This is a genomic window from Halomonas sp. HK25 (assembly GCF_047795635.1).
GTDB lineage: Bacteria > Pseudomonadota > Gammaproteobacteria > Pseudomonadales > Halomonadaceae > Halomonas.
In genome coordinates this window covers 986,149-1,007,959 of the sequence record NZ_CP181044.1, presented here as the reverse complement: position 1 = coordinate 1,007,959, position 21,811 = coordinate 986,149, and the positions used below count along the sequence as shown (strand labels likewise).

The window sequence follows — 21,811 nt, the reverse complement described above, 5'->3', positions numbered from 1 at the left end:
CAGCGTCAAGGTTTTTCTTCCAGCTTCTAGCTTCCAGGAGCGAAGCGACGCTCTTCAAGCTTAGAGAGGTGGCTCGTCGCCGCGGCCGAGGCGCTGGATATTGAGCACATGGCGCACCAGCACCAGCAGGGTGAAGGCGATCACCACGATGACGTAGTCCGGGGCGAGCCACAGGCTGGCCAGGGGCGCGGCGGCGGCGCTGGCCAGCGAGGCCACGGCGGCGGTGCGCACCCGCCAGGCGAGCAGCGCCCACAGCAGGGCGCACACCAGCGCCACCCCGGGCGTCAGCACCAGCATCACTCCGAAGGCGCTGGCCACCGCCTTGCCGCCGCGGAAGCGGTGCCAGAGCGGGTAGCTGTGGCCCAGCAGCACCGCCAGGCCCACCAGGCCCTGGGCCCAGGGCGGCAACCCCAGCAGGATCGCCAGCACCAGCACCGGCATGCCCTTGGCGGCATCCACCAGCAGGGTGGCCAGCGCCAGGCGCCGCCCATGGAGGCGCAGCACGTTGGAGAACCCCGGGTTGAAGGAGCCGGTCAGACGCGGGTCGCCGACGCCGGTCAGCCGGCAGACGGTCAGGGCCCCCAGCCAGCTGCCGCTGAGATAGCCCAGCGCCACCAGCGGCGGCAGCAGGACCACCAGCGGCGGCATCAGGGTAAGTGGCGCCTCCATGGCCGGCCTCCCGAGAAGGAATGGCACCCATTCTGCCAGGCGGACCGAAGCGAGCCCAGCGCCTGCGGTGTTACCCGAGCGGTGGCTCGCGTACAATCCCGCCACGCCTGCCGGGGCCGGCTCGACGGTTGCGGCGCTCACCCTCTGACTGCGGAAGAACCCCACACCATGGATCTCGTGCTGATCGAGTCCCTCGGCGTCGACACCGTCATCGGGGTCTACGACTGGGAGCGCACCATCACCCAGCGCCTGGTGCTCGACCTCGCGCTGGCCACCGATATCCGCCCGGCAGCGGCCGCGGACGACATCGCCCTGACGCTGGACTATGCCGCCATCAGCGAACGCGTCGCCGCCTTCGCCGCCGAGCACGACTTTGCCCTGGTGGAGACCTTCGCCGAGCGGCTTGCCGACACCCTGCGCGAGGAGTTCACCATTCCCTGGCTGCGCCTGACCGTGCGCAAGCCGGGCGCGGTGCCCGCGGCGGCGGCCGTCGGCGTACAGATCGAGCGCGGCCCCCGCCCGGGAGCGGTGTGATGACTCGGGTCACGGTGAGCATCGGCAGCAATATCGAGCGCGACCGCCACGTACGCACCTGCCTGGACGCCCTGGCGGACACCTTCGGGACGCTTCTGATCTCGCGGGTGTTCGAGAGCGAGCCGGTGGGCTTCGAGGATGGCCGCAACTTCTACAACCTGGTGGCGGCCTTCGACAGCGGCTGGTCGGTGGGCGAGCTGCAGGCCTGGTGCAAGCGGCTGGAGTTTGCCAACGGCCGGCGCAAGGACAGCCCCAAGTTCAGCCCGCGCACCCTGGACATCGACCTGCTCACCGTGGGCGAGCTGAACGGCGAGCACGATGGCGTTGCCCTGCCCCGCGACGAGATCCACCGTCACGCCTTCGTGCTCCAGCCCCTGGCCGAGCTGCTGCCAGAGGTTCGCCACCCCGAGAGCGGCGAGACCTATGCGGCGCTGTGGGCCGACTTCGAGGCCGGCGACCAGCGCCTGTGGGCGGTAGATTTCAGCTGGGCCGGGCGGGTGATCTCCCGGGCCGACTGACCCGACTCAGAGGGTCGGTGCCGCCAGCGCCGCCTCGATGACCTCGCAGCGGCGCCTGGCCAGCTCCTCGCCCAGTTCGCGCCCCTGGAAGCCCTCCTCCACCAGCGTCTTCGGCAGCACCTGGGCGGCCAGCCGCCAGGCCAGCGCCAGGTCGTCGGCCAAGGCCGGCTCCTTCAGACTCACCAGGCTGACCAGCGGCGCCACCCGCTCGCTGCGCCGCCAGGCATCGATGCCATCCAGCCAGGCCAGTATCCGCTCGCCCGTCAGCGCCCCCTCTCGGGCCTCGCGACACAACTCGCGGGTCAGCGCCGCCTGGCGGGCCAGGGCGGCGTGAGCCCTGGGCAGCCGCAGCCGCTCGGCCAGTAGACTCCGCTCCGTCTCGCCCAGGTGCTCCACCAGGCGCGCCCAGCGCCAGCGCGCCAGCGCCTCGCCGTCGAGCTCGTCCGGCAGGCAGTGCAGTCGGCCCAGGGCCTCGTCCAGCGCCTCGGGGTCGTCGGCCAGCTCCGGCATCAGCACCGCCAGGGCGCCGCAGTCGGTCAGCGCCTGGAAGTAGACCTCCGGCCAGGGCTCACAGAGCGCTTTCTCGGTCTCGGTCCAGACCCGCTCGGCCACCAGATGGCCGATCTCGCCGCTTGCCACCAGCTCCCGCATCAGCGCCCGAGTCTCCGCGGCGATGGTGAAGCCGAGCCCGGCGTAGCGGGCCAGGAATCGCGCGGCGCGCAGCACCCGCAGCGGGTCCTCGACGAAGGCCGGCGAGACATGACGCAGCACCCGCGCCTCCAGATCGGCCAGGCCACCGTAGGGGTCGATCAGCTCGCCTTTGGGTGTCTCGGCCATGGCGTTGAGGGTCAGGTCGCGGCGCGCCAGGTCCTCCTCCAGCGTCACCTCGGGGCTGGCGTGCACCACGAAACCGGTGTAGCCGTGGCCGGCCTTTCGCTCGGTGCGCGCCAGGGCGTACTCCTCATGGCTCTCGGGGTGCAAGAAGACCGGGAAGTCGCGTCCCACCGGCTTGAAGCCGCGTTGGCGCATCTCATCGGGCGTGGCGCCCACCACCACCCAGTCATGGTCGTAGACCGGCCAGCCCAGCCGCTCATCACGCACCGCCCCGCCCACGCAGAAGACCTCCAGGCCCTCCACGGCGGGGTCCCGCGTCACGCTCATGGCTCAGGCCTCCACGCGGTCGGGATCGCGGAGCTGCCACTCGGTGAAGCCGCCATCGAGGCTGTAGACCTCAGCGAAGCCCTGCCCGGCCAGCCAGGCGGCGGCCTGCTGGCTGGAGTGGCCGTGATAGCAGACCACCACCACCGGCTGCTCGGCCGGCGTCTCGTCGAGAAAGGCGCCGACGCTGTCGTTGTCCAGTCGCCGGCTGCCGGGAATGCGCCCCTGGGCGTAGCTCATGGGATCGCGGATATCGACCAGCGCCGTCTTGCGGCCCTCGTCGAGCCAGGCCTGCAGGGTCGGGATGTCGAGATGCTGGAAGCTCATGGTGGCCTCTCGTGGTCAGGGCTTGGGGAGAAAATCGACGGTGTCAGCGCCGCCGGCCGGGCACGCTGGTGCGCTCGCCGCTCTCGAGGGCCAGGGCGGTGAGCACCCCGCCCCACACGCACCCGGTGTCCAGGGCCTGGGCGTTGACGAGACTGTCCGGGGTCGCCCCCTGCAGGGCCGCCCAGTGGCCGAACAGCAGCCGGGCGTCGTCGGCACGGGGATACTGGAACCAGGGCGCGAAGCCCGGCGGTGCGCTGTCGAGCCCCTCCTTGGCGCCGAAGTCGAGCCTTCCAGCGGCATCGATGAAGCGCATCCGGGTGAAGACATTGACGATGGCACGCAGCCGGTCGACACCGTCGAGATCGTCTCGCCACAGCGCGGGCGCGTTGCCGTACATCCGTTCCAGGAAGGCCCCACCGTACTCGCCGCCGAGCACGGCCTGGACCTCACCGGCGAGACCGGCGGCCTGGTCCAGAGACCACTGGGGCAGCAGGCCGGCGTGGGTCATCAGGGTGTCCTGCCCCAGCGTCTCGCGCACCAGTAGCGGCCGACACTGCAGCCAGTCCAGCAGCGCCTCGCGGTCCGGGGCGGCGAGGATGGCGTCCAGGGTGTCCTTGCGGTTGAGGCGGGCGCCGCCGCGGGCCACCGCCAGCAGGTGCAGGTCGTGATTGCCGAGCACCACCCGGGCCGCGTCGCCCAACGCCATCACCTCGCGCAGACAGTCCAGCGACCCCGGGCCGCGGTTGACCAGGTCACCGGCCAGCCACAGCCGGTCGCGGCGGGGGTCGAAGTCGAGGGTCTCGAGGAGCCCGACGAACTCCGCGTGACAGCCCTGGAGGTCGCCGATGGCATAGGTGGTCATGGGCTCTCCCTGAATGGAGTGAGGCAGTGGATTCAGTGCACCTGGTTGGGGCCGGCCAGCCGGAAGGGCGCGATGGCCACCTCGAAGGGGCGCTGGGAGGCGGTATCCACGCAGGTGTAGTCGCCTTCCATCACTCCCACCGGACCATCGAGGATCGCCCGGCTGGTGTAGCGAAACTGCTGCCCCGGCCCGATCATCGGCTGCTGCCCCACCACCCCCTTGCCGCGCACCTCCTGGACCTTGCCGCTGCCCTGGGTGATCTTCCAGTGGCGGGCCATGAGCTGGATGCTGTGGCACGAGGCGTTGTGCACCGTCACCGTATAGCTGAACACGTAGCGGCTCTCGGTCGGCGCGGACTCCTCCTCACGGAATTCGGGCGTTACCTCGACCTTGACCTGGCCCTGCAGGGCCTCCGGCAGCACGGGCCTCATTCGGGCACCTCCTCTGCGCCGCTGGCGGCCAGGTGGTTGGCGATGCGCACGAACTCCTCCACCGTGAGGGTCTGAGGACGGCGGGCGGAATCGATGCCCAGGGCCGCCAGCTCGTCCACCGCGATACGCCCCTTGAGGTTGTTGCGCAGGGTCTTGCGGCGCTGACCGAAGGCCTCGCGCACCAGGGTGAAGAGCAGCGCCTCATCGTCGGCCGGGTGCGGCAGCGCGGCGTGGGGCGTCAGGCGCACGATGGCGGAGTCCACCTTGGGCTGCGGCACGAAGGCCTCGGGCGGCACCACGAACAGCGACTCCACCCCGCAGCGGTACTGGGCCATCACCGAGAGCCGACCCCAGTCGGGGCCGCCCGGCTCGGCGGCCAGGCGCTCCACCACCTCCTTCTGCAGCATGAAGTGCATGTCGGCGATGGCATCGCCCGCCTGCAGCAGGTGGGCGATCAGCGGGGTGGAGATGTTGTAGGGCAGGTTGCCTACCACCCGCAGCGGCTCGCCCTCGCCGCGCAGGGCGCGGAAGTCGAACTTGAGGGCATCGCCCTCGTGGATCACGAAATCGGGGTAGTTGAAGAACTGCACCCGCAGCCCTGGGATCAGATCACGGTCGAGCTCGATCACCTCGAGATGCCCCTCGGCGGCCTCCAGCAGCGGCTCGGTGAGGGCGCCCTGGCCGGGGCCGATCTCCACCAGGCGCTCGCCGGGGCGCGGCCCGATGGCGCGCACGATGCGCGAGATGATGCCGCGGTCACGCAGGAAGTTCTGGCCGAAGCGCTTGCGAGCCCGGTGAGCCGGGGGTCGAGATGACATTCAGGGGTGTCCTTCTATCTCTGTCTTGGATGCGATATTGACTTCAATGCGAGGCTGATCTGGCGGCAAGCCTGCGAGCGGGGCCGGCCTTCCGGAGGCGCTGTAAATACATCCTTGTACGCTACCGACGCCATCCATGGCGTCGGACCTCCTCTTTGGCTTGCCCCCAGCGCCCCTCACGTAGGTGTTATAAAGAACTTCCGGCCATCTGGGCGGCCAGGGCCACGGCCACGCGCAGGCTGCCGGGATCGGCGCGGCCGCTGCCGGCCAGGTCCAGGGCGGTGCCGTGGTCAACCGAGGTGCGCACGAAGGGCAGCCCCAGGGTGATATTGGCCGCGCTGCCGAAGCCGGCATACTTGAGCACCGGCAGGCCCTGGTCATGATACATGGCCAGCACCGCGTCGACCCCCTCCAGGTGACGCGGCGTGAACAGGGTATCGGCGGGCAGCGGGCCGTCAAGCCGGAGCCCCTCGCCGCGCAGTGCCGCCAGTGCCGGCTCGATCACCTCGAGCTCCTCGCGGCCCAGGTGGCCGCCCTCGCCGGCGTGGGGGTTGAGCCCGCACACCGCGATGCGCGGCGCGGCCAGGCCGTACCAGCGCTTCAGCTCGGCCTCGAGGATGCGCAGCACCCGCGAGAGGCGCTCGGCGGTGATGGCATCGGCCACCTCGCGCAGCGGCAGGTGGGTGGTGGCCAGCGCCACCCTCAGCGCCGGCGAGCCCCGCCAGCCGGGGCGGGTGGCGTGCAGGGCGCGGTCGGTGGCGAGCATCATCACCACCTCCTCCACGCCGCAGGCGTCGCGCAGGTACTCGGTGTGGCCGGTGAAGCCGGCATGTCCCGCGTCGAGGATCACGCCCTTGTGCAGCGGCGCGGTGACCATGCCGGCGGCGTGGCCGGCGCGGCAGGCGGCGATCGCCACGTCCAGGGTCTCGAGGACATAACCGGCGTTGGCCGGTTCCAGCACGCCGGGGCTGGCCGGCGCACGCAGTGCCACGGGCCACACCGGCAGACGCCCGGGTGCGGCCTCGGGCACCGCCTGGCCGGGCGAGAGCTCGACCAGTTCGAGATCGCCCCCCAGGGCGGCGGCACGCTCTGCCAGCAGCCTGGGGTCCCCCACTGCCACTACTCGGGTAGCCGGCAGTGGCTCGGCCGCCAGCATGGCGATGAGTTCCGGGCCGATACCGGCCGGCTCACCGGTGGTCAGCGCCAGCAGTGGGGCGGCGGACATCAGCGGCCGTCGAGCCGGTTGTCGACGAAGGCCTCGGCGCGGATCTCCTGGAGCCAGACCTCCAGCTCCTCATTGGCCCGACGCTGAAACAGCGCCTGCTGGGCCTGCTGGCGGCTGGCGCCCTCCTGCTCCATGAAGCGTTCCACCTCCCGCTCGGAGAGGTTCACCCGGCTGCCCACCCGGCGCTGCTGCAGCTCACGCAGCACCAGCTCGCGGCGGATCTCCTCGCGCACGGTGGCCAGCGCCAGGCCGTCGGCCTCCAGGGCGTCGGCGAACTGCTCCAGGCTCATGCCGTTGCTCTCGGCGATGGCCCGCACTTGACGATTGAGCTCGGTGTCGTCGATGGAAAACCCGGCCTCCCGGGCCATCTGCAGCTGGATCTCCTCGAGGATCATCTGCTCGAGGAGCTGCTCACGCAGCACCCGCTCCGGGGGCAGGTCGATCTGCTGGGCGGTGAGCTGGCTGCGGGTCTGAATCACGCGCTCCTCCAGCTCGCTGTGCATGATGGCGCCCTGGTTGACCACGGCCACGATGCGGTCCAGCGCCTGGCGCTGCGTGGACTGGAACTGCTGGGCCTGGACGCTCAGCGGCACGGCGACAAGGCCCAGTGCCATGACCAGGCCGGCGGCCATCACGCTGGTGCGCCGGCGGCTCACTGTCTGCTTCTGTTTCATCTTTCCTCTCTAGCATTTGGCAACGGCGGGTGGCACCCGATCAGAAGGCGGTGGAGCGATAGCCCGGGATGGCCTCCTCGAAATAGCTGTCGGCCTCGCGGCCAACGCCGCCCAGGCCCTTGAACACGAAGCGCAGGAAGATCCCGCGATCGGTGAAGTCATCCTCCACCCGGGCCGTGTCGTTGTCGTCGATCCACTCTCGCCAGACCAGCTGCAGACCATAGCAGCAGTCGTTCCACTGCACACCCGCCAGCTGCTCCAGGGAGCGGTCGTTGGTATTGTCGTAGAGAAAGCGGCCGATCAGGTCGACACGGTGGCTGGCCTTCCAGGCGAACGACAGGTCGAACTCCTCGCGGTTGAAGTCGCGGAACTCGTCGTCTCCCGGCTCCACCGAGGGATCGAAGCCTTGGAGCTCCCAGCGGTAGCCGAGGTTCAACGCGTGGCCCGTCGGGGAGCGATACTGCAGATCCACGGAGGTGCGCTCGGTCTGTTCGAGGTTGTCGTCATAGAGCCACTGCCAGCGGGTGCGCCAGCGGTCGGTGACCTGCCAGTCGGCGCGAGTCACCACGGGAGAGCGGTCGCGGGTGGCGCGGTACCAGCCCGGGAAGTCGCGGTCGCGATCGGGAATCACGTCGGGATCGCCTGCCAGGTCGATGGTGCGATCTTCGAAGTAGTAGGCCTGCCCCAGGCCCACGGCGAGGCGCTGGCGGCCGCGCGCGTCCTCCAGCAGCCGTGAGTCGACGCCCAGGGAGAGGCGATTGAGGTCGCCGACGCGGTCGCTGCCCGAGAAGCGGTACGGCGACCAGAGCTGGCCCCAGGAGAAGGCGCGTTCGCTGGTATCGAAGTCGGGAAACTCCGTCTGATCCCGGGCCGGCACATAGGCGAAGTTGGCACGGGGCTCCAGGGTCTGGCGGTAACCGCGCCCACCGAGCGCCAGCTCGCGCTCGAACACCAGGCCACCGTCGAGGGAGGCCACCGGCACCTCGCGGGTCAGGCTGGTGTCGCGGTCTTCGACATTATTTCGGTCACCGTAGTCGAGCTCGTAGGCGGTGGCCAGCCACTCCAGGCGCGGCTCCAGGTGGCCCCAGCTCTCGTCGAAGCGCCAGCCCAGCGCCGGGGAGAGATGCAGCCGCGAGCCGGTGGCGGACTCACGCAGCGGCACCCGGTTCTCATCGACGTCGCGCCAGAAGTAGCTGTAGTTGGAGCCCCACTGCTGGTAGAAGCCGCCCTGGTTCCAGCGCGCGTTGGCGGAGAGGCTCGGCAGCCGGTAGAAGGGCTTGTCGCGGTCGGCCAGGGGGTCATCGAGCCTCTGGAAGCCCTGGGCGCGGGCGTCGAGCCGCCAGACGTCGCCACGGTAGTCGATCTGCGCCAGGCGCGGCATGGCGGAGGTATTCTGCTCGGCGAAGTCGCTGCCGAAGTCGTCGAAGTAGCGCCCATCGCTGGCCGCCCCGTAGCGCAACTGGTAGCGGGTCCGCGCATCGAAGCGCCCGGCGTGGCGGTAGTCGACATACCAGCGGTCCTCGCCCTCGAAGCGGCGCGAGGCGGCGTTGGGGTCGTCGCTGGAGCCGCCGTCGTCGCTGCCGAGGAAGGCCCCCTCGATCTGACCAGCGTCGCTGGGCAACAGATAGCGGTATTCGCCGCCCAGCAGCAGGCCACGGTCGGTGATCCAGCGCGGGGTGATGGTGGCGTCTTGGTTGGGGGCGATGTTCCAGTAGTAGGGCTGGGCGTAGTCCAGGGCGTCGCTGGAGATCCCCACGGCCGGCCACAGGAAACCGGTCTGGCGGCGGTCGTCGATGGGGAAGCGTACCCAGGGCCAGTAGAAGACCGGCACCCGCCCCACCTCCAGCCGCGCATGGCGGGCGATACCGAAACCTCTCTCTCGGTCCAACACCACATCGCCCCCCACCAGCCGCCAGAGATTGTCGCCGGGATCGCAGGTGGTGAAGTTCGCCGAAGTGAGCCGGTAGCGACCGTCCTCCAGGCGCTCGAGCTGCAGGGCATCGCCGCGCAGGTGGCGGTCGTGGATGACGTAGTGGGCGTTATCGATACGCGCGGCATCGCTGACCAGCGACAGCTCGGCGGCGCCGCCACGCACCAGCAGGTTCTGGTCGCGCAGCGCCATCGGCCCCTCGGCGAAGGCACGCTCGCGGCTGCCAGGCACCCGCACCTCGGGCGTCTCGAGCTGGGCGGTGTCACGGCGCAGGACCACCTCGCCGAGCAGGATCGTCTCGCCATCCTCGCCGTAGCTGGCGCTGTCCGACTCGCTGGCTACCCGCCCCGGCGACGGCTTGGCAAGGCGATAGTCGGGCATCACATAGGTACCGCGGCACAGGGCCCCGGTGGGACGGTCATCGCCCCAGGGGCGGAAGTCCAGCGACTCAGCGGGCAAGGCAGCGGGCGAGGCCGCCGCAGAGTGGGCGCCGGCCAGGCTCAGGGTCGCCAGGCCGGCCAGGGCCGTCCATGAGAGTCGCTTGCCCATGTTCCTCGATGTCCTTGGCGGGGTGAATCGGTATTATACAGGCCACACAGCGCCTGTGCTGCCGGCGGCCGAACAGCGCCCAGCATGCGGCGCGCTCCAGCGGCCGTCAACCGACCCGCCGCCGGAACCTTTCACACCACCCAGGGAGCCAGCCCACCATGTCCGACGCCGCCCCTTCGCGCCTCGAACTGCTCAGTCAGTGGGCCGCCGAGCGCCACGGCCTGACGACCGGCGAGATCGACCTGCACCTGGCCGCCGGTGACGCCAGCTTCCGTCGCTACTACCGGCTGTCGCTGCCGGGCGGCGCCACCCGCATGCTGATGGACGCCCCGCCGGAGCAGGAGGACAGTCGCCCCTTCGTGACCATCGCCCGCCGCTGGGCCGCCGCCGGCCTGCCGGTGCCGACCCTGCACGGCATCGACCTGTCCCGGGGCTTCCTGGAGCTCGATGACCTGGGCGACACTCCCCTGCAGGCCTGCTTCGGCAACGAGATCGACGCGGCCACCCTGATCTGGCACGAGCACGCCATGGCGCTGATCCATGAGCTGCAGAACCGCGCCGGCTCGGACGCACTGCCCCCCTTCGATGGCGACCTGCTGGGCCGGGAACTCGACCTCTTTCCGGAGTGGTGCCTGGGCGAGTGGCTGGGGATGAAAACACCACCGGGCTGGGAAGCCCTGCGCGAGGCGCTGATCGCCTCGGCCCTGGACCAGCCGGTGGTCACGGTGCATCGCGACTATGACGCCATGAACCTGATGGTACAGGGTGATGCCCTGCACCTGATCGACTTCCAGGACGCCGTCGCCGGCCCGCTCAGCTACGACATGGTCTCGCTGCTGCGTGGACGCTACTGTCGCTTCGACGCCAGCCGCTTCGCCAACTGGGTGGAGGCCTTCCGACAGCGCGCCGTGGCCGATGGCCGCCTGCCCGCCGGCGTCGATGCAGCGATCTTCCTCGAGCAGGCCCAGGCCATGGCCGCCCAGCGTTCGCTCAAGGTGCTGGGGATCTTCTGTCGGCTGACCCTGCGCGACGCCAAGACCGGCTATCTCGAGCGGCTGCCCCACTTCCTGGGTCACCTTGACGACAGCCTGGCGGGGCTCGAGGGCCACGCCGCCTTCAAGGCATGGCTGGTCGAGACCTTCCGCCCGGCCCTGATGGCTCGCCTCGAGGGCACCACATGAAGGCGATGATCCTGGCCGCGGGGCTCGGCACCCGCATGCGTCCGCTGACCGACCACTGCCCCAAGCCGCTGCTGCCGGTGGCCGGCCAGCCGCTGATCGTCCACCACCTGGCGCGGCTGCGGGCGGCGGGCATCACCGAGATCGTGATCAACGTCAGCTACCGGGCCGAGCAGATCATGGCCGCCCTGGGTGACGGCGCCGACGTCGGCGTGCGCATCGCCTGGAGCCGTGAGGAGGCCCCGCTGGAGACCGGCGGCGGCATCCGCCAGGCGCTGCCCCTGCTGGGCGAGGCCCCCTTCCTGCTGGTCAACGGCGACATCTGGTGCGACCTGGACCCGGGCCATCTGGCGCTTGGCGACGGCGACCTGGCCCAGCTGGCACTGGTGGACAACCCCGACCATCACCCGGACGGCGACTTTCACCTGACCCATGACGGCCGCGTCCACGCCGAGGGCGAACCGCGCCTCACCTTCGCCGGCATCAGCCTGCTCGACCCGGCGCTGGTGGCCGACGAGGCCCCGGGCGCCTTCGCCCTGGCGCCGCTGCTGCGCCGCGCCATGAATGATGGACGCGTGGGCGGCCACCACCACCGCGGCGAGTGGGTCGATGTGGGCACGCCGGAGCGACTGGCCGAGCTCGACCGCCGCCTGCAGGGCTGAGCCACCCTGACGGGAGTGCTATGCTGCCCCTCTTTTGCCTGTTTCAGTAAGGAAGACCCAACATGAAAGCCAGCGTGAAATGGACCGACGGTCGTCAATTCGTTGCCGAGAGCGGCAGCGGGCACAGCGTGGTGATCGACGGCCCGCCCGACCACGGCGGCCGCAACACCGGCCCGCGCCCCATGGAGATGCTGCTGATGGGCCTGGGCGCCTGCACCTCCTTCGATGTGCTGGAGATCCTCGAGAAGTCCCGCGCGCCGGTGAGCGACTGCGTGGCGAGTCTCGAGGCGGAGCGCGCCGACGCCGTGCCCAGCGTGTTCACCAAGATCCACGTGCACTTCACCGTGTCCGGCAAGGGGCTGAAGGAAAAGCAGGTGGCGCGCGCCGTGGAGCTCTCCGCCGAGAAGTACTGCAGCGCCTCCATCACGCTGGTGAAGGGCGGGGTCGATGTGACCCACTCCTATACCATCGTCGAGGAGTAACGCGGACTAGAAGCGATAGACGCTCTTGGTCATCACCTTGGACATCAGCGACATGCCGAACTTGACCGGGGCGGGGAAGCGGGCGCCGCCGGCTTCCAGCGCCAGCTGGGCGTGGTGCGCCTCGTCGATGGCCATCTGGCGCAGCACCGCCCGGGAGCGCTGATCTCCCACCGGCAGTTTCACCAGATGGTCCTCCAGGTGGCGGCCCACCTGCTCCTCGGTGGCGGCCACGAAGCCCAGGCTCACGCGGTCGCCCACGGCTCCTGCCACGGCGCCAATGCCGAAGGAAGCGGCGTAGAAGAGCGGGTTGAGCAGGCTGGGGCGGTCATGCAACTCCTCGAGGCGCTCGTCACACCAGGCCAGGTGGTCGATCTCCTCCCTGGACGCCTCCTCCATCTGGTCACGCACATCGGGCAGCTTGGCGGTCAGCCCCTGGCCCTGATAGAGCGCCTGGGCACACACCTCACCGGTGTGGTTGATGCGCATCAGTCCGGCCGCATGGCGGCGCTCACCCTCGTCCATGGGTTCGTCATGCACCTCGGCCGTGGCCGGGGACGGCCGCGACGCCTGGGCGGCATGGGGCACCAGGGTGCGCAGCACGGTATCGAACTGGTGGATCAGGTTGTCGCTATGGGAGAGCTTGCGGTTCATGACAATCTCGTTGAAGAAAAACAGCACCCGATGCGTCGAGCGCTTGAGTTCGCGCGGTTGCCCGCAATGCGCCGGCTAGCCAGCCGGCCAAGTGAAGCGTCGACCGCCCATCAGGTGCATATGAACATGGTAGACCGTCTGGCCACCATCGTCATTGCAGTTCATCACCACCCGGTAACCCTCCTCGGCGAAGCCCCGCTCACGGGCCAGCCTGGCGGCCACGATAGGCAGTCGACCGACCAGGGCCCGGTCGCTCTCCTCGAGGTCGTTGAGGGTCGCGACATGGCGCTTGGGGATCACCAGCAGGTGGGTCGGCGCCTGGGGGGCGATGTCCTCGAAGGCCAGCAAATCGTCATCCTCGAAGACGATCTCGGCAGGGATCTCGCGCTTGATGATCTGGCAGAACAGGCAGGCCATGGCGTCTCTCCTTGGTCGGGCTCGGCGGCGGTGAGGGTCTGGGTAGTCGTGGCTTAGCGGAAGCGGCGCTGGGCCAGCAGATGGCGCACCAGCGGCGCCAGGATCAACTCCATGGCCAGCGACACCCGCGCGCCCGGCACCACCAGGGTATGGGGCCGGCTCATGAAGGCATCCTGGATCATCGCCAGCAGGTAGGGAAAGTCCACGGTGGCCGGCTCCCGAAAGCGGATCACCGCGAAGGACTCGGCATCGGAGGGGATGTCCTGCACCTCGAAGGGGTTGGAGGTATCCACCGTGGGCACCCGCTGGAAGTTGATATGGGTGCGCGAGAACTGAGGCTGAATGTAACGCACGTAGTCATCCATGCGCCCGAGGATCGTGTCGATCACCGCCTCCTGGGAGTGGCCGCGTAGCTTGGTGTCGCGCACGATCTTCTGGATCCACTCCAGGTTAATGGTGGGCGCCACGCCCACCAGCAGGTCCACATGGCGCGCGATATCGTGCTCGGGCGTCACCAGCCCACCGTGCAACCCCTCGTAGAAGAGCAGATCGGTACCATAGGGCAGCGGCTGCCACTCGGTAAAGGTGCCGACTCGATAGCCGGCCTCGATCATCTGCTTGTCCTCGGCGTGGATGTAGTGACGATAGGTGCCACTGCCCTGCTCGCCGTACTCCTGGAACAGCGCCTCGAGCTCGTCGAGCAGGTTGGCCTCCACGGCGAAGTGGGAGAGCTCATCCTTGCGCTCCGGCTCCTCGCGGAAGATCCGCGCCAGCTCCTCTCGGGTATAGCGGTGGAAGGCGTCGCCGTCGACGACGGCGGCGTGGACGTCCTCGCGGGCGAACATGCGCTCGAAGGTTCGCTTGACCGTGGTGGTTCCGGCGCCGGAGGAGCCGGTCACGGCGATGATCGGATATTCGCGGGACATCAGGCCCCCCCTGCTCCGGCAAGCGCCGCCACCACGGCCTCGGGCACCGCCACCGGCCGCCCGGCGGCCGGATCGATCAGTATCACGTTGAGCCTGGCGGTGGCCACGGGCCGGCCGCCCTCGGCGTGGCAGACGCGGTGGTAGACGGTGATCGCGCGCGTGGGAGCCGGGATCGCCGTCTCCACCACCAGGGCATCGGGCCAGCGCGCCTCGGATTGGTACTGCACGGCGAGATCCGCCACCACGCTGGGATAGCCGCCCAGGTCCCACTCGGTGAGCCCCAGGGCACCGAAGGCCTGGATTCGCGCTTCGTGGAGCAGCGACACCAGGGTGTCGTGCCCCAGGTGGCGGCCGTAGTTCATGTCGGTGACGCGCACCGTCAGCGGATGGCGGTGCACGATAGCCGCCGTGGGAAACTCGAGCCTGACGCGCTCCATGCTCGTCTCCTTATGTTGGTCTTGTTCTGGATGGAGAGGGTGGGTCCCGTTTTGGATCGCGGTGGCTCAGTGCTCGCCACGCTCTCGAGCGATGGCCCGGTAGGCGATATCGCGACGGCACAGCACACCCTCCCAGTGGATGGCGTCAACACCCCGATAGGCCTGCTCGGCCGCGGCCGAAACCCCCTCGCCCAGGGCAGTGACGCAGAGCACGCGCCCGCCGGCAGTGACCAGCCGGCCGCCCTGCTCTCCGGTGCCGGCATGGAAGACCTTGCAGCCGGTCGCCTCGGCGGCCTCGATGCCCTCGATGGGGTCATTCTTGCGATAGCTGGCGGGGTAACCGCCGGCGGCCAACACCACGCCCACCGCGGCGCGCGCATCCCAGTCGCAGGCCTTGCCCGCGAGCTGGCCAGTGGCGCCGGCCAGGCACAGCTCGGCCAGGTCGGACGCGAGTCGCAGCATGATCGGCTGGGTCTCGGGATCGCCGAAGCGGCAGTTGTACTCGATCACCCTGGGGTTTCCCTCGGCGTCGATCATCAGGCCAGCGTAGAGGAAGCCGGTGTAGGGGTGGCCCTCCTCGGCCATGCCGCGCACCGTGGGCAGGATGACCCGCGCCATGATCCGGGCGTGCACCTCATCGGTGACCACCGGCGCCGGGGAATAGGCGCCCATACCACCGGTATTGGGGCCGGTATCGCCCTCACCCACCCGCTTGTGGTCCTGGCTGGTGGCCATGGGCAGCACGGTCTCGCCGTCCACCATGACGATGAAGCTGGCCTCCTCGCCGTCGAGGAACTCCTCGATCACCACCCGGGCGCCGGCATCACCGAAGGCGTTGGCCTCGAGCATATCGCGCACCGCCGCCTCGGCCTCGGCGAGGGTCATGGCCACGATCACGCCCTTGCCGGCGGCCAGGCCGTCGGCCTTGATCACGATGGGGGCACCCTGCACGGCGAGGTACTCGAGCGCCGGCGCGACCTCGGTGAAGGTCCGGTAGTCGGCCGTGGGAATAGCATGACGGGCCAGGAAATCCTTGGTGAAGGACTTGGAGCCCTCCAGCTGGGCGGCGCCGGCGGCGGGACCGAAGATCGCCAGCCCCGCCTCGCGGAAGCGGTCGACCACGCCGGCCACCAGCGGCGCCTCGGGGCCGACGATGGTCAGGTCGATGCCCTGGTCACCAGCGAAGGCCACCAGGCCGTCGAGGTCGTCCACCCCGATGTCGACGTTGGCCATGCCCGGCTCCCGGGCGGTTCCGGCATTGCCGGGCGCCACGAAGACCGACGCCACCAGGGGCGACTGAGCGACCTTCCAGGCCAGGGCATGTTCGCGGCCACCGCCGCCGATGATCAGCACCTTCATCCGTTCCACCTGCATTCTGCGAATCGAAAGCTCGACGAGCCGTAACGAGGCGGCATTATGTCAGAAAGTGCAGAGCCGCGCCCGGGGCTCACTTCGTCTCGTCATCGTCCTTGCCGCCGGCCTGGCCGATGGTCTTCTGCCAGAACTTCATGTTCTCTTCGGTCAACTCGCGCATCAGTTCTATCGGGGTGACGCGCATGGCCTGCTGCCACTGGTCCTGCACGCGTTTCTGCTGCTCCAGCATCAACTGGGTACCCTGCTCAAGATAGCGCGCCAGCGGCAGCGGCTGGGTCATATCGTAGACGCGGATGAACTGCGCCAGCAGATCGTTGGAGAAGACCTCCGCATCGCCGTCGGCCTGCTCCTGCTCGATGATGATCGACAGCAGGATGGTGCGCGTCAGGTCCTCGCCGCTCTTTGCGTCCTCGACCCGGAACGGCACCTCGTCGAGGATCAGCTTGCGCAGATCCTCAAGGGTCACATAGCGGCTCTGTTCGGTATCATAGAGCCTGCGGTTGGCATACTTGCGAATCACGCGCACGGCGCTGCTCCTCAATCGATGTGGGGGCGTCTGCCCCTGTACGGCTATTGTGCACCGCGAAACCATCCATGCAAGGTATAGTCGCCAACGCGAGGCCCTGATGAACCTGATCCTGCTTGATCCGGAGGATATCGAGAACCACCGCTTGGCCCGGGTGACCGACCCGCGCCGGCTGCGTCATCTGCGCGAGGTGCACCGCGCCGCGCCCGGTGACCGCCTCACCCTGGGTGTGGCGGGCGGCGGCATCGGCCGCGGCGAGCTGCTCTGCCTCGACGAGCACGAGGCCACCTTCGCCCTCGATGGCCTCGATCAGCCACCGCCCCCGGCCCTGCCGGTTCATCTGGTGTTGGCGCTACCCCGCCCCCGCATGCTGGCGAGAAGCCTCGAGCACGTCACCGCGCTGGGCGTGAAGGCGATCACCCTGCTGCAGTCACGCCGGGTGGAGAAGAGCTACTGGCAGTCGCCGGAGCTCGCCGCGGAGAAGATACATCAGCACCTGGTGCTGGGCCTGGAGCAGGCCCGCGACACCCTGCTGCCGACAGTCACCCTGGAGAAGGGCTTCCGCCCCTTCGTGGAGGATCGCCTGCCCGGCCTGCTCCAGGGCCGGCGCGGCCTGCTGGCCCACCCGGGCATGGCCGCTGCCTGCCCGCGGGGCATAGACGACCCCACCCTGCTGCTGGTGGGACCGGAGGGAGGGTTCATTCCCTGGGAGGTGGAGAAGCTGCTCGAGGCCGGCTGCGAGGGCATCCACCTGGGGCCGCGGATCCTGCGGGTTGAGACCGCGGTCACTGCCCTGCTGGCGCGGCTGTTCTGAGACCAGGGGGGGAGGCCAACGGCTCAGTCGTCGTGCCCCTCGCTCAGCTCGTCCGGCTCATGTTCGAGAAGCGGCGATTCCTCGTTGCAGTCCGGGCGCTGCAGGAAGGTCTCGCGCACGTCCAGAAGCCCCAGATGCGAGAGGGTGCGCCGACCCAGCAGCAACGGATAGTTCATCTCCTCGCGATCGCGCAGGCTGAACTGCTCCTCGTAGATGGTATCGCCCAGGCAGACCTTCATCAGCACCACCGGGCGCTCATCGCGGCCTCCCGCGCCCCGCACGCGCAGATCGCGATAGAGCGGCAGCTCGAGCTCCTCGGAGAAGGCCTCGCCGCTGGCGGTGTCCTCCAGCTTGAGACGAAAGCGCACCCACTCCTCGCCGTCGCGCTCGAAGCTCTCTATCTCTCGGGCGTCCAGCGAGGAGGTGAGTGCGCCGCTGTCCAGCTTGGCTTTCACCGCCACGCCCCAGGGCTCGATGGTGGCCCGCTCCACCCAGCCAAAAACCTTGTCGGCCTGCGCCTGTGGAGTGGCCAGCGCGAGGCCGGCCAGCAGGCCCACCATGGCCGCCGGCAGCCGCCAGCCAGACATGCTCGATCGCATGAAAATTCCTCCTTCGTGTAAAGCGCCCTGCCGGGCAATGCTTGACGATATCGCTTCTCTCTTCAAGGCTAAAGAGCTGGACGCCGTCAATTCCGCTGTGAACTCACCACTCGACACTGGCGCCACTGCCAGGACAGGAGGTCAACCCATGAAATATCAAGGTGTTGCAAAAGCGTCTCTGACCACTGGTGCCGCCTTGCTGGCAGCCAGCCTGACCGCTTATGCCCAGGCCCAGTACGAACCCCAGGGGCTATACTCGGTCATGTCGATCCTCGATGCCGAGGTCTACTTCGAGGCAGCGCCGGACAGCGAGGCCGGTGATGTCAGGGACATCCTGCTCGGCGAAGACAGGCAGGTGCACTCCCTGGTGGTGCGTCCCCACAACAGTCTAGGTATCGGCGATGACGCGATCGTGATAGGCAACGACAGCTATCACCTGCTTTCCTACGAAGACGATGACGGCAAAATCACCCACGACGTGATCGTCGAGATCCACGAAGAAGCCTTCGAGGAGTTGCCGCGCTACGACCAGGACTGGTGGGACCTGGCTCGGGAGCGGGCCCGCGAGGCCTGGGAAACCACCCAGGAGGGCGCCGAGCGCGCTGGCCGAGCGATCGGCGAGGCAATCGACGACTTGTCCAACTGAAGCCACGTACCGGCGTGAATGATCTGTCCTCTCTCGCCGGCACCGAGCCTCCCGTTAACGCTGCAGCCGTTCGAGCAGGCGCAAGGTAGCGAAGCCGTCCGGAGTCACGCCGATCGACTGCTGGTAGGTACGCAGCCCACGCCGGGTGTTGGGACCCATGATGCCGTCCGGGGTTCCCACCTCGAAGCCGCGAGCGTTGAGTGCCTGCTGCATCTCGCGCACTTGGGCACGGCTGAGCGGCTGTTCGTCACGGGGCCAGCCGGCGCTGATCCCTCCGCGGCCGGCGATCTCCTTGGCCAGGGTGCCCACCGCCAGGGCATAGCTGGTGGCATTGTTGTAGCGAAGGATCGCCCGATAGTTGGGCCCTACCAGGAAAGCCGGCCCGCGGGCACCCGCCGGCACGATCACCGAGGCGGCATCGAACGCCGGCAGGCTACCTCCGCCGACCGGGCGCACGCCCTGCTCCGCCCACTCGCGGGCGCTGCGCCGGGTGGCGAGCTCTGCCTGGGCATAGTCGAAGCCGTTGGGGATCTTGATTTCAACGCCCCAGGGCTCGCCGGTGCGCCAGTTGGCTCGGGCCAGGTAGTTGGCGGTGGAGGCCATGACGTCGGGAATGCTGCCCCAGATGTCGCGGCGGCCGTCGCCATCGCCGTCCACGGCGTAGGCCTCGAAGCTCGAGGGAATGAACTGGGTATGGCCCATGGCCCCCGCCCAGGAGCCGATCATGCGCTGCGGGGCGATGTCGCCGGCCTCGATGATACGCAGGGCAGCGAGCAGCTCACCACGGGCGAAATCGCTGCGGCGGCCTTCAAAGGCCAGGGTCGCCAACGCCTCGAGGGTCGAGAAGCTGCCGAAATTGCCGCCGTAGTTGCTCTCCATGCCCCAGATCGCCACGACCACCTCGGCGGGCACCCCGTAGCGTTGTTCCATGCGGCGCGCGGTGCCGCGATGCTCGGCCAGCTTGGCGCGTCCCTGAGTGACTCGCTGGGCGGAGACGGCGCTATCCAGGTACTGCCAGATGGGACGCACGAACTCCGGCTGGGAGCGGTCGAGCTCGATCACCCGGGGCCGATAACGAACGCCATCCAAGGCGCGGGCCAGGGTCGATTCGGAGATGCCCTCGCGGCGAGCCTCCCGACGGAATTGGGCCAGCCAGGCGTCGAAGTCGGCGGGCGTCGCCGGCTCGGCCTCGGCGGCGTTCGTGCCGGCCTGGGCGGCGGCGGCCGTCTCGCTCGGGTCGTTCTCATCCGCCGCTTTGGCTTCTCGGGCCGGGCCGCTCTGACAACCGGCCAGCAGGCCCAGCAGCAGGCCCAGGGTAAGGGTCCGTTTCATCACGCTTGCGCTCTCCTTTGCTGGGGTCTGGGCGATCATCGCGCAGAATCGGCGGCACCGCCAGCCCCCTCTACGCGACGGCGAGGCGCCAGATCACCAGCCCGTGGCAGGCCACCACCACCACCGTCAGCAGGGTACGCAGTGACTGGTACCAGCCGGGCAGCAGCTCACGGCTCACCTTGCCGCACTCGTGCAGGCGGACCAGCAGGAAGCCAGCGATAAGCACCCAGGCACCGGTGACCGGATGCAGCAGCAGCGCCGGCCAGGCGATCAGGCTCGGCGCCATGCTGAGGACCAGCCGGGCACGAAAGCCGTCGCTGTCTTCCGACTCCAGGGACATCGCCACACCCCACTGCACTCCGCCCAGGAAGGAGAGGATCACGGCGCTGTAGGTGAGGAAGGCCGGAATGGCGATGACCTGCCAGGCCACCGGTGCCAGCCAGGCCGCTCCTGCCAGCGCCAGGAATGGAATCAGGCCGGCGAGACCGAGGCCCCAGGGCAGTCGAGGAAGGCAAGCGGCGGTCATGGCGTCTCCTGGTCAGGCTCGGAAAATAGCGAAAGCCGTGGGGACGGGGGTGGGAAGCGCTCGGGATCCACCGACCAGGGACGATGGCGAGCACTCCCCGGCGGCAGCTCGGCGATATCGGGCAGCCAGTGTGCCACGTAGGCCCCCTCGGGGTCGTAGCGCTCGGCCTGCCAGAGGACATCGAAACGGTGCCCTCGGGGGTCACGGCCAACGCCGGCCACATAGCGCCAGTTGCCCCAGTTGCTGGCCGCATCGTAATCGAGCAGGGCGTGCTCGAACCAGGCCGCCCCCATCCGCCAGTCGCCCTGAAGCTCATGCACCAGGTAGCTCGCCACGAGCTGGCGAGCCCGGTTGGAGAGCCAGCCGGTGGCAGCCAGCTCCCCCATGGCCGCGTCGATGAAGGGCAGTCCGGTTCGCCCCTCGCACCAGGCCCGGAAGGGCTCATCGGCTTGCGGAAACCGGCGCGCGCCGAACAGCGCCGCCGCCTCCTGACGCGCCGCCCAGTGGAAGTAGTCGCGCCACAGCAGCTCGAAGATGACCCAATAGCTCGATTCACTGGCACCGTGCTCGGCCTCCCAGCCGCGCACCGCGTCGTGGATCTGGCGCGCCGAGAGGCAGCCGTGGGCCAGCCAGGGCGAGAGGCGCGTGGAGAAGTCGGTGCCGAGCAGGCCGTTACGGGTCTGCTTGTAACGCGAAACGGCGCCGCTCTGCCACAGGTAGTGCTCGAGACGGGCGAGTCCCTCGGCCTCGCCGCCGGCAAAGCGGAAACCGCCGCGATCATCGCACGCCCAGCGGGCAGCTTGGCTGCACACCTTATCCAGCGCCGGAAAACCGCGCGGTGCCGAATCGGGCCAGGGCGGCAGGGTCACCGGCGCCGGAAAGGCCGCAGGCACCGCTCCGTCGCGCTCCACTCGACGACGAAAGGCCGAGAAGCTTCCCGGCAGGTCGGCCACCGGCATAGGCAGGCAGGCCTCGTCATACAGCAGCCCGCCGTCGGACTGCCGCAGCTCGACACCCTTCTCCAGCCGCTCGGCCAACAATGCAGAGGCCTGGGCCTCATCCCAGCCGGCCTCGTGCCGCACCCGCACCTGGCTTGCCCCATGGAGGTGCGCGAGGTCGGCGACCACCGTCACCGGGTCGCCCACGCGCACCAGCAGATCATTGCCGCGCTTGAGCAGCTCGCCGCGCAGGGCCATCAGGCTTTCCCACAGGAAGCGAAGTCGGGCGGGCCCGATGCGTGGGATATCGATACCGGGCAGCGGCGACAGCCAGGAGCGATCGAGCGCATAGACGCAGAGTAGCTGCTCCGGCGGGGTCTCGAACTGGAACAGCGGATTGTCGGCCAGGCGCAGGTCGTGGCGTAGCCAGATGAGCGTCAGACTCATGAGGTAGCTCCTGCGCGACGCGCCTCGCGCCGGCAGCGCTCGCTGCAGTAGCGAACCTCCGTCCAGCAGCGCGCCCACTTGCGGCGCCAGGCGAAGGGTCGTTGGCAGTGGCCGCAGGGTTTGCTGGGCAGGTGAGGTTTGAGATGCACGGTAAGGTCCCG

At 69.1% G+C, this 21,811-nt stretch carries 27 protein-coding genes; 7 read left to right on the top strand and 20 right to left on the bottom strand.

Annotated elements, in window-relative coordinates; genetic code table 11:
- Positions 1-60: 60 nt before the first annotated feature.
- Positions 61-669, bottom strand: coding sequence for a glycerol-3-phosphate 1-O-acyltransferase PlsY (gene plsY, locus ACM26W_RS04990; protein ID WP_416139748.1), 609 nt, complete (start codon positions 667-669; stop codon positions 61-63).
- Between the two features lie 168 nt (positions 670-837).
- On the opposite strand from plsY, the gene folB reads away from it, so the two are divergent.
- Both folB and folK read left to right on the top strand, forming a co-directional pair.
- Positions 838-1,203 carry a dihydroneopterin aldolase gene (gene folB, locus ACM26W_RS04985; RefSeq protein ID WP_416139747.1) on the top strand — a complete coding sequence of 122 codons (366 nt, stop codon included), beginning with the start codon at positions 838-840 and terminating at the stop codon, positions 1,201-1,203.
- A complete protein-coding gene (gene folK, locus ACM26W_RS04980; protein WP_416139746.1) occupies positions 1,203-1,721 on the top strand; it encodes a 2-amino-4-hydroxy-6-hydroxymethyldihydropteridine diphosphokinase in 519 nt (172 codons plus the stop codon). The genes folB and folK overlap by 1 nt, the downstream gene beginning before the upstream one ends.
- Before the next feature lie 6 nt (positions 1,722-1,727).
- Here the strand turns inward: folK and ACM26W_RS04975 are convergent, their stop codons facing one another.
- The 8 genes from ACM26W_RS04975 to ACM26W_RS04940 all read right to left on the bottom strand — a co-directional run bounded on the left by ACM26W_RS04975 (position 1,728) and on the right by ACM26W_RS04940 (position 9,695).
- On the bottom strand, positions 1,728-2,882 hold the full coding sequence (locus ACM26W_RS04975; RefSeq protein WP_416139745.1) for a polynucleotide adenylyltransferase: 1,155 nt from the start codon (positions 2,880-2,882) through the stop codon (positions 1,728-1,730).
- A 3-nt stretch (positions 2,883-2,885) separates the two neighbouring features.
- Positions 2,886-3,206, bottom strand: a complete 321-nt coding sequence (gene glpE, locus ACM26W_RS04970; RefSeq protein WP_416139744.1) for a thiosulfate sulfurtransferase GlpE — start codon at positions 3,204-3,206, stop codon at positions 2,886-2,888.
- A gap of 43 nt (positions 3,207-3,249) precedes the next feature.
- Positions 3,250-4,068: a symmetrical bis(5'-nucleosyl)-tetraphosphatase gene (locus tag ACM26W_RS04965; protein WP_416139743.1), complete on the bottom strand. Its 819-nt coding sequence runs from the start codon at positions 4,066-4,068 to the stop codon at positions 3,250-3,252.
- Positions 4,069-4,100: 32 nt separating this feature from the next.
- Complete coding sequence (gene apaG / locus ACM26W_RS04960) at positions 4,101-4,499, bottom strand: Co2+/Mg2+ efflux protein ApaG (RefSeq protein WP_416139742.1); 399 nt, start codon at positions 4,497-4,499, stop codon at positions 4,101-4,103.
- Complete coding sequence (rsmA, locus tag ACM26W_RS04955; protein WP_416139741.1) at positions 4,496-5,317, bottom strand: 16S rRNA (adenine(1518)-N(6)/adenine(1519)-N(6))-dimethyltransferase RsmA; 822 nt, start codon at positions 5,315-5,317, stop codon at positions 4,496-4,498. Before rsmA ends, apaG begins: the two co-directional genes overlap by 4 nt.
- A 187-nt stretch (positions 5,318-5,504) precedes the next feature.
- Positions 5,505-6,542, bottom strand: coding sequence for a 4-hydroxythreonine-4-phosphate dehydrogenase PdxA (gene pdxA, locus ACM26W_RS04950; protein ID WP_416139740.1), 1,038 nt, complete (start codon positions 6,540-6,542; stop codon positions 5,505-5,507).
- A complete protein-coding gene (locus ACM26W_RS04945; RefSeq protein WP_416139739.1) occupies positions 6,542-7,216 on the bottom strand; it encodes a SurA N-terminal domain-containing protein in 675 nt (224 codons plus the stop codon). The genes pdxA and ACM26W_RS04945 overlap by 1 nt, the downstream gene beginning before the upstream one ends.
- 40 nt (positions 7,217-7,256) lie before the next feature.
- Positions 7,257-9,695 (bottom strand): LPS-assembly protein LptD, encoded by a 2,439-nt coding sequence (locus tag ACM26W_RS04940; protein WP_416139738.1) that lies wholly within the window; start codon positions 9,693-9,695, stop codon positions 7,257-7,259.
- Positions 9,696-9,853: 158 nt separating this feature from the next.
- Between ACM26W_RS04940 and ACM26W_RS04935 the strand changes: the two genes are divergently transcribed.
- From ACM26W_RS04935 to ACM26W_RS04925, 3 genes are all read left to right on the top strand, one after another.
- A complete protein-coding gene (locus tag ACM26W_RS04935) occupies positions 9,854-10,876 on the top strand; it encodes an aminoglycoside phosphotransferase family protein (RefSeq protein WP_416139737.1) in 1,023 nt (340 codons plus the stop codon).
- Positions 10,873-11,535 (top strand): N-acetylmuramate alpha-1-phosphate uridylyltransferase MurU, encoded by a 663-nt coding sequence (gene murU, locus ACM26W_RS04930; RefSeq protein ID WP_416139736.1) that lies wholly within the window; start codon positions 10,873-10,875, stop codon positions 11,533-11,535. The genes ACM26W_RS04935 and murU overlap by 4 nt, the downstream gene beginning before the upstream one ends.
- 62 nt (positions 11,536-11,597) lie before the next feature.
- Positions 11,598-12,017, top strand: a complete 420-nt coding sequence (locus ACM26W_RS04925; RefSeq protein WP_416139735.1) for an OsmC family protein — start codon at positions 11,598-11,600, stop codon at positions 12,015-12,017.
- Between the two features lie 6 nt (positions 12,018-12,023).
- On the opposite strand, the gene coq7 is transcribed toward ACM26W_RS04925, so the two are convergent.
- From coq7 to phaR, 6 genes are all read right to left on the bottom strand, one after another.
- Positions 12,024-12,674, bottom strand: a complete 651-nt coding sequence (gene coq7 / locus ACM26W_RS04920; RefSeq protein ID WP_416140816.1) for a 2-polyprenyl-3-methyl-6-methoxy-1,4-benzoquinone monooxygenase — start codon at positions 12,672-12,674, stop codon at positions 12,024-12,026.
- 69 nt (positions 12,675-12,743) lie between these two features.
- A complete protein-coding gene (locus ACM26W_RS04915) occupies positions 12,744-13,085 on the bottom strand; it encodes a histidine triad nucleotide-binding protein (RefSeq protein WP_416139734.1) in 342 nt (113 codons plus the stop codon).
- Between the two features lie 53 nt (positions 13,086-13,138).
- Positions 13,139-14,011 (bottom strand): phosphoribulokinase, encoded by an 873-nt coding sequence (locus tag ACM26W_RS04910; protein WP_416139733.1) that lies wholly within the window; start codon positions 14,009-14,011, stop codon positions 13,139-13,141.
- A complete protein-coding gene (locus ACM26W_RS04905) occupies positions 14,011-14,448 on the bottom strand; it encodes an acyl-CoA thioesterase (RefSeq protein ID WP_416139732.1) in 438 nt (145 codons plus the stop codon). Before ACM26W_RS04905 ends, ACM26W_RS04910 begins: the two co-directional genes overlap by 1 nt.
- Before the next feature lie 66 nt (positions 14,449-14,514).
- On the bottom strand, positions 14,515-15,807 hold the full coding sequence (gene purD, locus ACM26W_RS04900; RefSeq protein ID WP_416139731.1) for a phosphoribosylamine--glycine ligase: 1,293 nt from the start codon (positions 15,805-15,807) through the stop codon (positions 14,515-14,517).
- A gap of 88 nt (positions 15,808-15,895) precedes the next feature.
- Entirely contained in the window at positions 15,896-16,348 is a 453-nt protein-coding gene (phaR, locus tag ACM26W_RS04895) for a polyhydroxyalkanoate synthesis repressor PhaR (RefSeq protein ID WP_416139730.1), read from the bottom strand.
- 100 nt (positions 16,349-16,448) lie between these two features.
- Here phaR and ACM26W_RS04890 point away from each other — a divergent pair, with 100 nt between their 5' ends.
- Positions 16,449-17,162: a 16S rRNA (uracil(1498)-N(3))-methyltransferase gene (locus ACM26W_RS04890; protein ID WP_416139729.1), complete on the top strand. Its 714-nt coding sequence runs from the start codon at positions 16,449-16,451 to the stop codon at positions 17,160-17,162.
- A gap of 23 nt (positions 17,163-17,185) precedes the next feature.
- Here ACM26W_RS04890 and ACM26W_RS04885 read toward each other — a convergent pair whose 3' ends face one another.
- Positions 17,186-17,761: an ATP-dependent zinc protease gene (locus ACM26W_RS04885; RefSeq protein ID WP_416139728.1), complete on the bottom strand. Its 576-nt coding sequence runs from the start codon at positions 17,759-17,761 to the stop codon at positions 17,186-17,188.
- A 148-nt stretch (positions 17,762-17,909) separates the two neighbouring features.
- Here ACM26W_RS04885 and ACM26W_RS04880 point away from each other — a divergent pair, with 148 nt between their 5' ends.
- Entirely contained in the window at positions 17,910-18,407 is a 498-nt protein-coding gene (locus ACM26W_RS04880) for a PRC-barrel domain containing protein (protein WP_416139727.1), read from the top strand.
- Between the two features lie 54 nt (positions 18,408-18,461).
- On the opposite strand, the gene ACM26W_RS04875 is transcribed toward ACM26W_RS04880, so the two are convergent.
- The 4 genes from ACM26W_RS04875 to ACM26W_RS04860 all read right to left on the bottom strand — a co-directional run bounded on the left by ACM26W_RS04875 (position 18,462) and on the right by ACM26W_RS04860 (position 21,799).
- A complete protein-coding gene (locus ACM26W_RS04875; RefSeq protein ID WP_416139726.1) occupies positions 18,462-19,739 on the bottom strand; it encodes a lytic murein transglycosylase in 1,278 nt (425 codons plus the stop codon).
- A 70-nt stretch (positions 19,740-19,809) separates the two neighbouring features.
- Positions 19,810-20,265: a DUF3429 domain-containing protein gene (locus tag ACM26W_RS04870; protein ID WP_416139725.1), complete on the bottom strand. Its 456-nt coding sequence runs from the start codon at positions 20,263-20,265 to the stop codon at positions 19,810-19,812.
- On the bottom strand, positions 20,262-21,650 hold the full coding sequence (locus ACM26W_RS04865) for a DASH family cryptochrome (RefSeq protein WP_416139724.1): 1,389 nt from the start codon (positions 21,648-21,650) through the stop codon (positions 20,262-20,264). The genes ACM26W_RS04870 and ACM26W_RS04865 overlap by 4 nt, the downstream gene beginning before the upstream one ends.
- Positions 21,647-21,799, bottom strand: a complete 153-nt coding sequence (locus tag ACM26W_RS04860; protein ID WP_416139723.1) for a DUF2256 domain-containing protein — start codon at positions 21,797-21,799, stop codon at positions 21,647-21,649. Before ACM26W_RS04860 ends, ACM26W_RS04865 begins: the two co-directional genes overlap by 4 nt.
- Positions 21,800-21,811 lie beyond the last annotated feature (12 nt).

Coding starts and splice junctions, on each gene's coding strand:
- plsY (WP_416139748.1), bottom strand. CDS start 669: ATGGAGGCGCCACTTACCCTGATGCCGCCGCTGGTGGTCCTGCTGCCG.
- folB (WP_416139747.1), top strand. CDS start 838: ATGGATCTCGTGCTGATCGAGTCCCTCGGCGTCGACACCGTCATCGGG.
- folK (WP_416139746.1), top strand. CDS start 1,203: ATGACTCGGGTCACGGTGAGCATCGGCAGCAATATCGAGCGCGACCGC.
- ACM26W_RS04975 (WP_416139745.1), bottom strand. CDS start 2,882: ATGAGCGTGACGCGGGACCCCGCCGTGGAGGGCCTGGAGGTCTTCTGC.
- glpE (WP_416139744.1), bottom strand. CDS start 3,206: ATGAGCTTCCAGCATCTCGACATCCCGACCCTGCAGGCCTGGCTCGAC.
- ACM26W_RS04965 (WP_416139743.1), bottom strand. CDS start 4,068: ATGACCACCTATGCCATCGGCGACCTCCAGGGCTGTCACGCGGAGTTC.
- apaG (WP_416139742.1), bottom strand. CDS start 4,499: ATGAGGCCCGTGCTGCCGGAGGCCCTGCAGGGCCAGGTCAAGGTCGAG.
- rsmA (WP_416139741.1), bottom strand. CDS start 5,317: ATGTCATCTCGACCCCCGGCTCACCGGGCTCGCAAGCGCTTCGGCCAG.
- pdxA (WP_416139740.1), bottom strand. CDS start 6,542: ATGTCCGCCGCCCCACTGCTGGCGCTGACCACCGGTGAGCCGGCCGGT.
- ACM26W_RS04945 (WP_416139739.1), bottom strand. CDS start 7,216: ATGAAACAGAAGCAGACAGTGAGCCGCCGGCGCACCAGCGTGATGGCC.
- ACM26W_RS04940 (WP_416139738.1), bottom strand. CDS start 9,695: ATGGGCAAGCGACTCTCATGGACGGCCCTGGCCGGCCTGGCGACCCTG.
- ACM26W_RS04935 (WP_416139737.1), top strand. CDS start 9,854: ATGTCCGACGCCGCCCCTTCGCGCCTCGAACTGCTCAGTCAGTGGGCC.
- murU (WP_416139736.1), top strand. CDS start 10,873: ATGAAGGCGATGATCCTGGCCGCGGGGCTCGGCACCCGCATGCGTCCG.
- ACM26W_RS04925 (WP_416139735.1), top strand. CDS start 11,598: ATGAAAGCCAGCGTGAAATGGACCGACGGTCGTCAATTCGTTGCCGAG.
- ACM26W_RS04915 (WP_416139734.1), bottom strand. CDS start 13,085: ATGGCCTGCCTGTTCTGCCAGATCATCAAGCGCGAGATCCCTGCCGAG.
- ACM26W_RS04910 (WP_416139733.1), bottom strand. CDS start 14,011: ATGTCCCGCGAATATCCGATCATCGCCGTGACCGGCTCCTCCGGCGCC.
- ACM26W_RS04905 (WP_416139732.1), bottom strand. CDS start 14,448: ATGGAGCGCGTCAGGCTCGAGTTTCCCACGGCGGCTATCGTGCACCGC.
- purD (WP_416139731.1), bottom strand. CDS start 15,807: ATGAAGGTGCTGATCATCGGCGGCGGTGGCCGCGAACATGCCCTGGCC.
- ACM26W_RS04890 (WP_416139729.1), top strand. CDS start 16,449: ATGAACCTGATCCTGCTTGATCCGGAGGATATCGAGAACCACCGCTTG.
- ACM26W_RS04885 (WP_416139728.1), bottom strand. CDS start 17,761: ATGCGATCGAGCATGTCTGGCTGGCGGCTGCCGGCGGCCATGGTGGGC.
- ACM26W_RS04880 (WP_416139727.1), top strand. CDS start 17,910: ATGAAATATCAAGGTGTTGCAAAAGCGTCTCTGACCACTGGTGCCGCC.
- ACM26W_RS04875 (WP_416139726.1), bottom strand. CDS start 19,739: ATGAAACGGACCCTTACCCTGGGCCTGCTGCTGGGCCTGCTGGCCGGT.
- ACM26W_RS04870 (WP_416139725.1), bottom strand. CDS start 20,265: ATGACCGCCGCTTGCCTTCCTCGACTGCCCTGGGGCCTCGGTCTCGCC.
- ACM26W_RS04865 (WP_416139724.1), bottom strand. CDS start 21,650: ATGAGTCTGACGCTCATCTGGCTACGCCACGACCTGCGCCTGGCCGAC.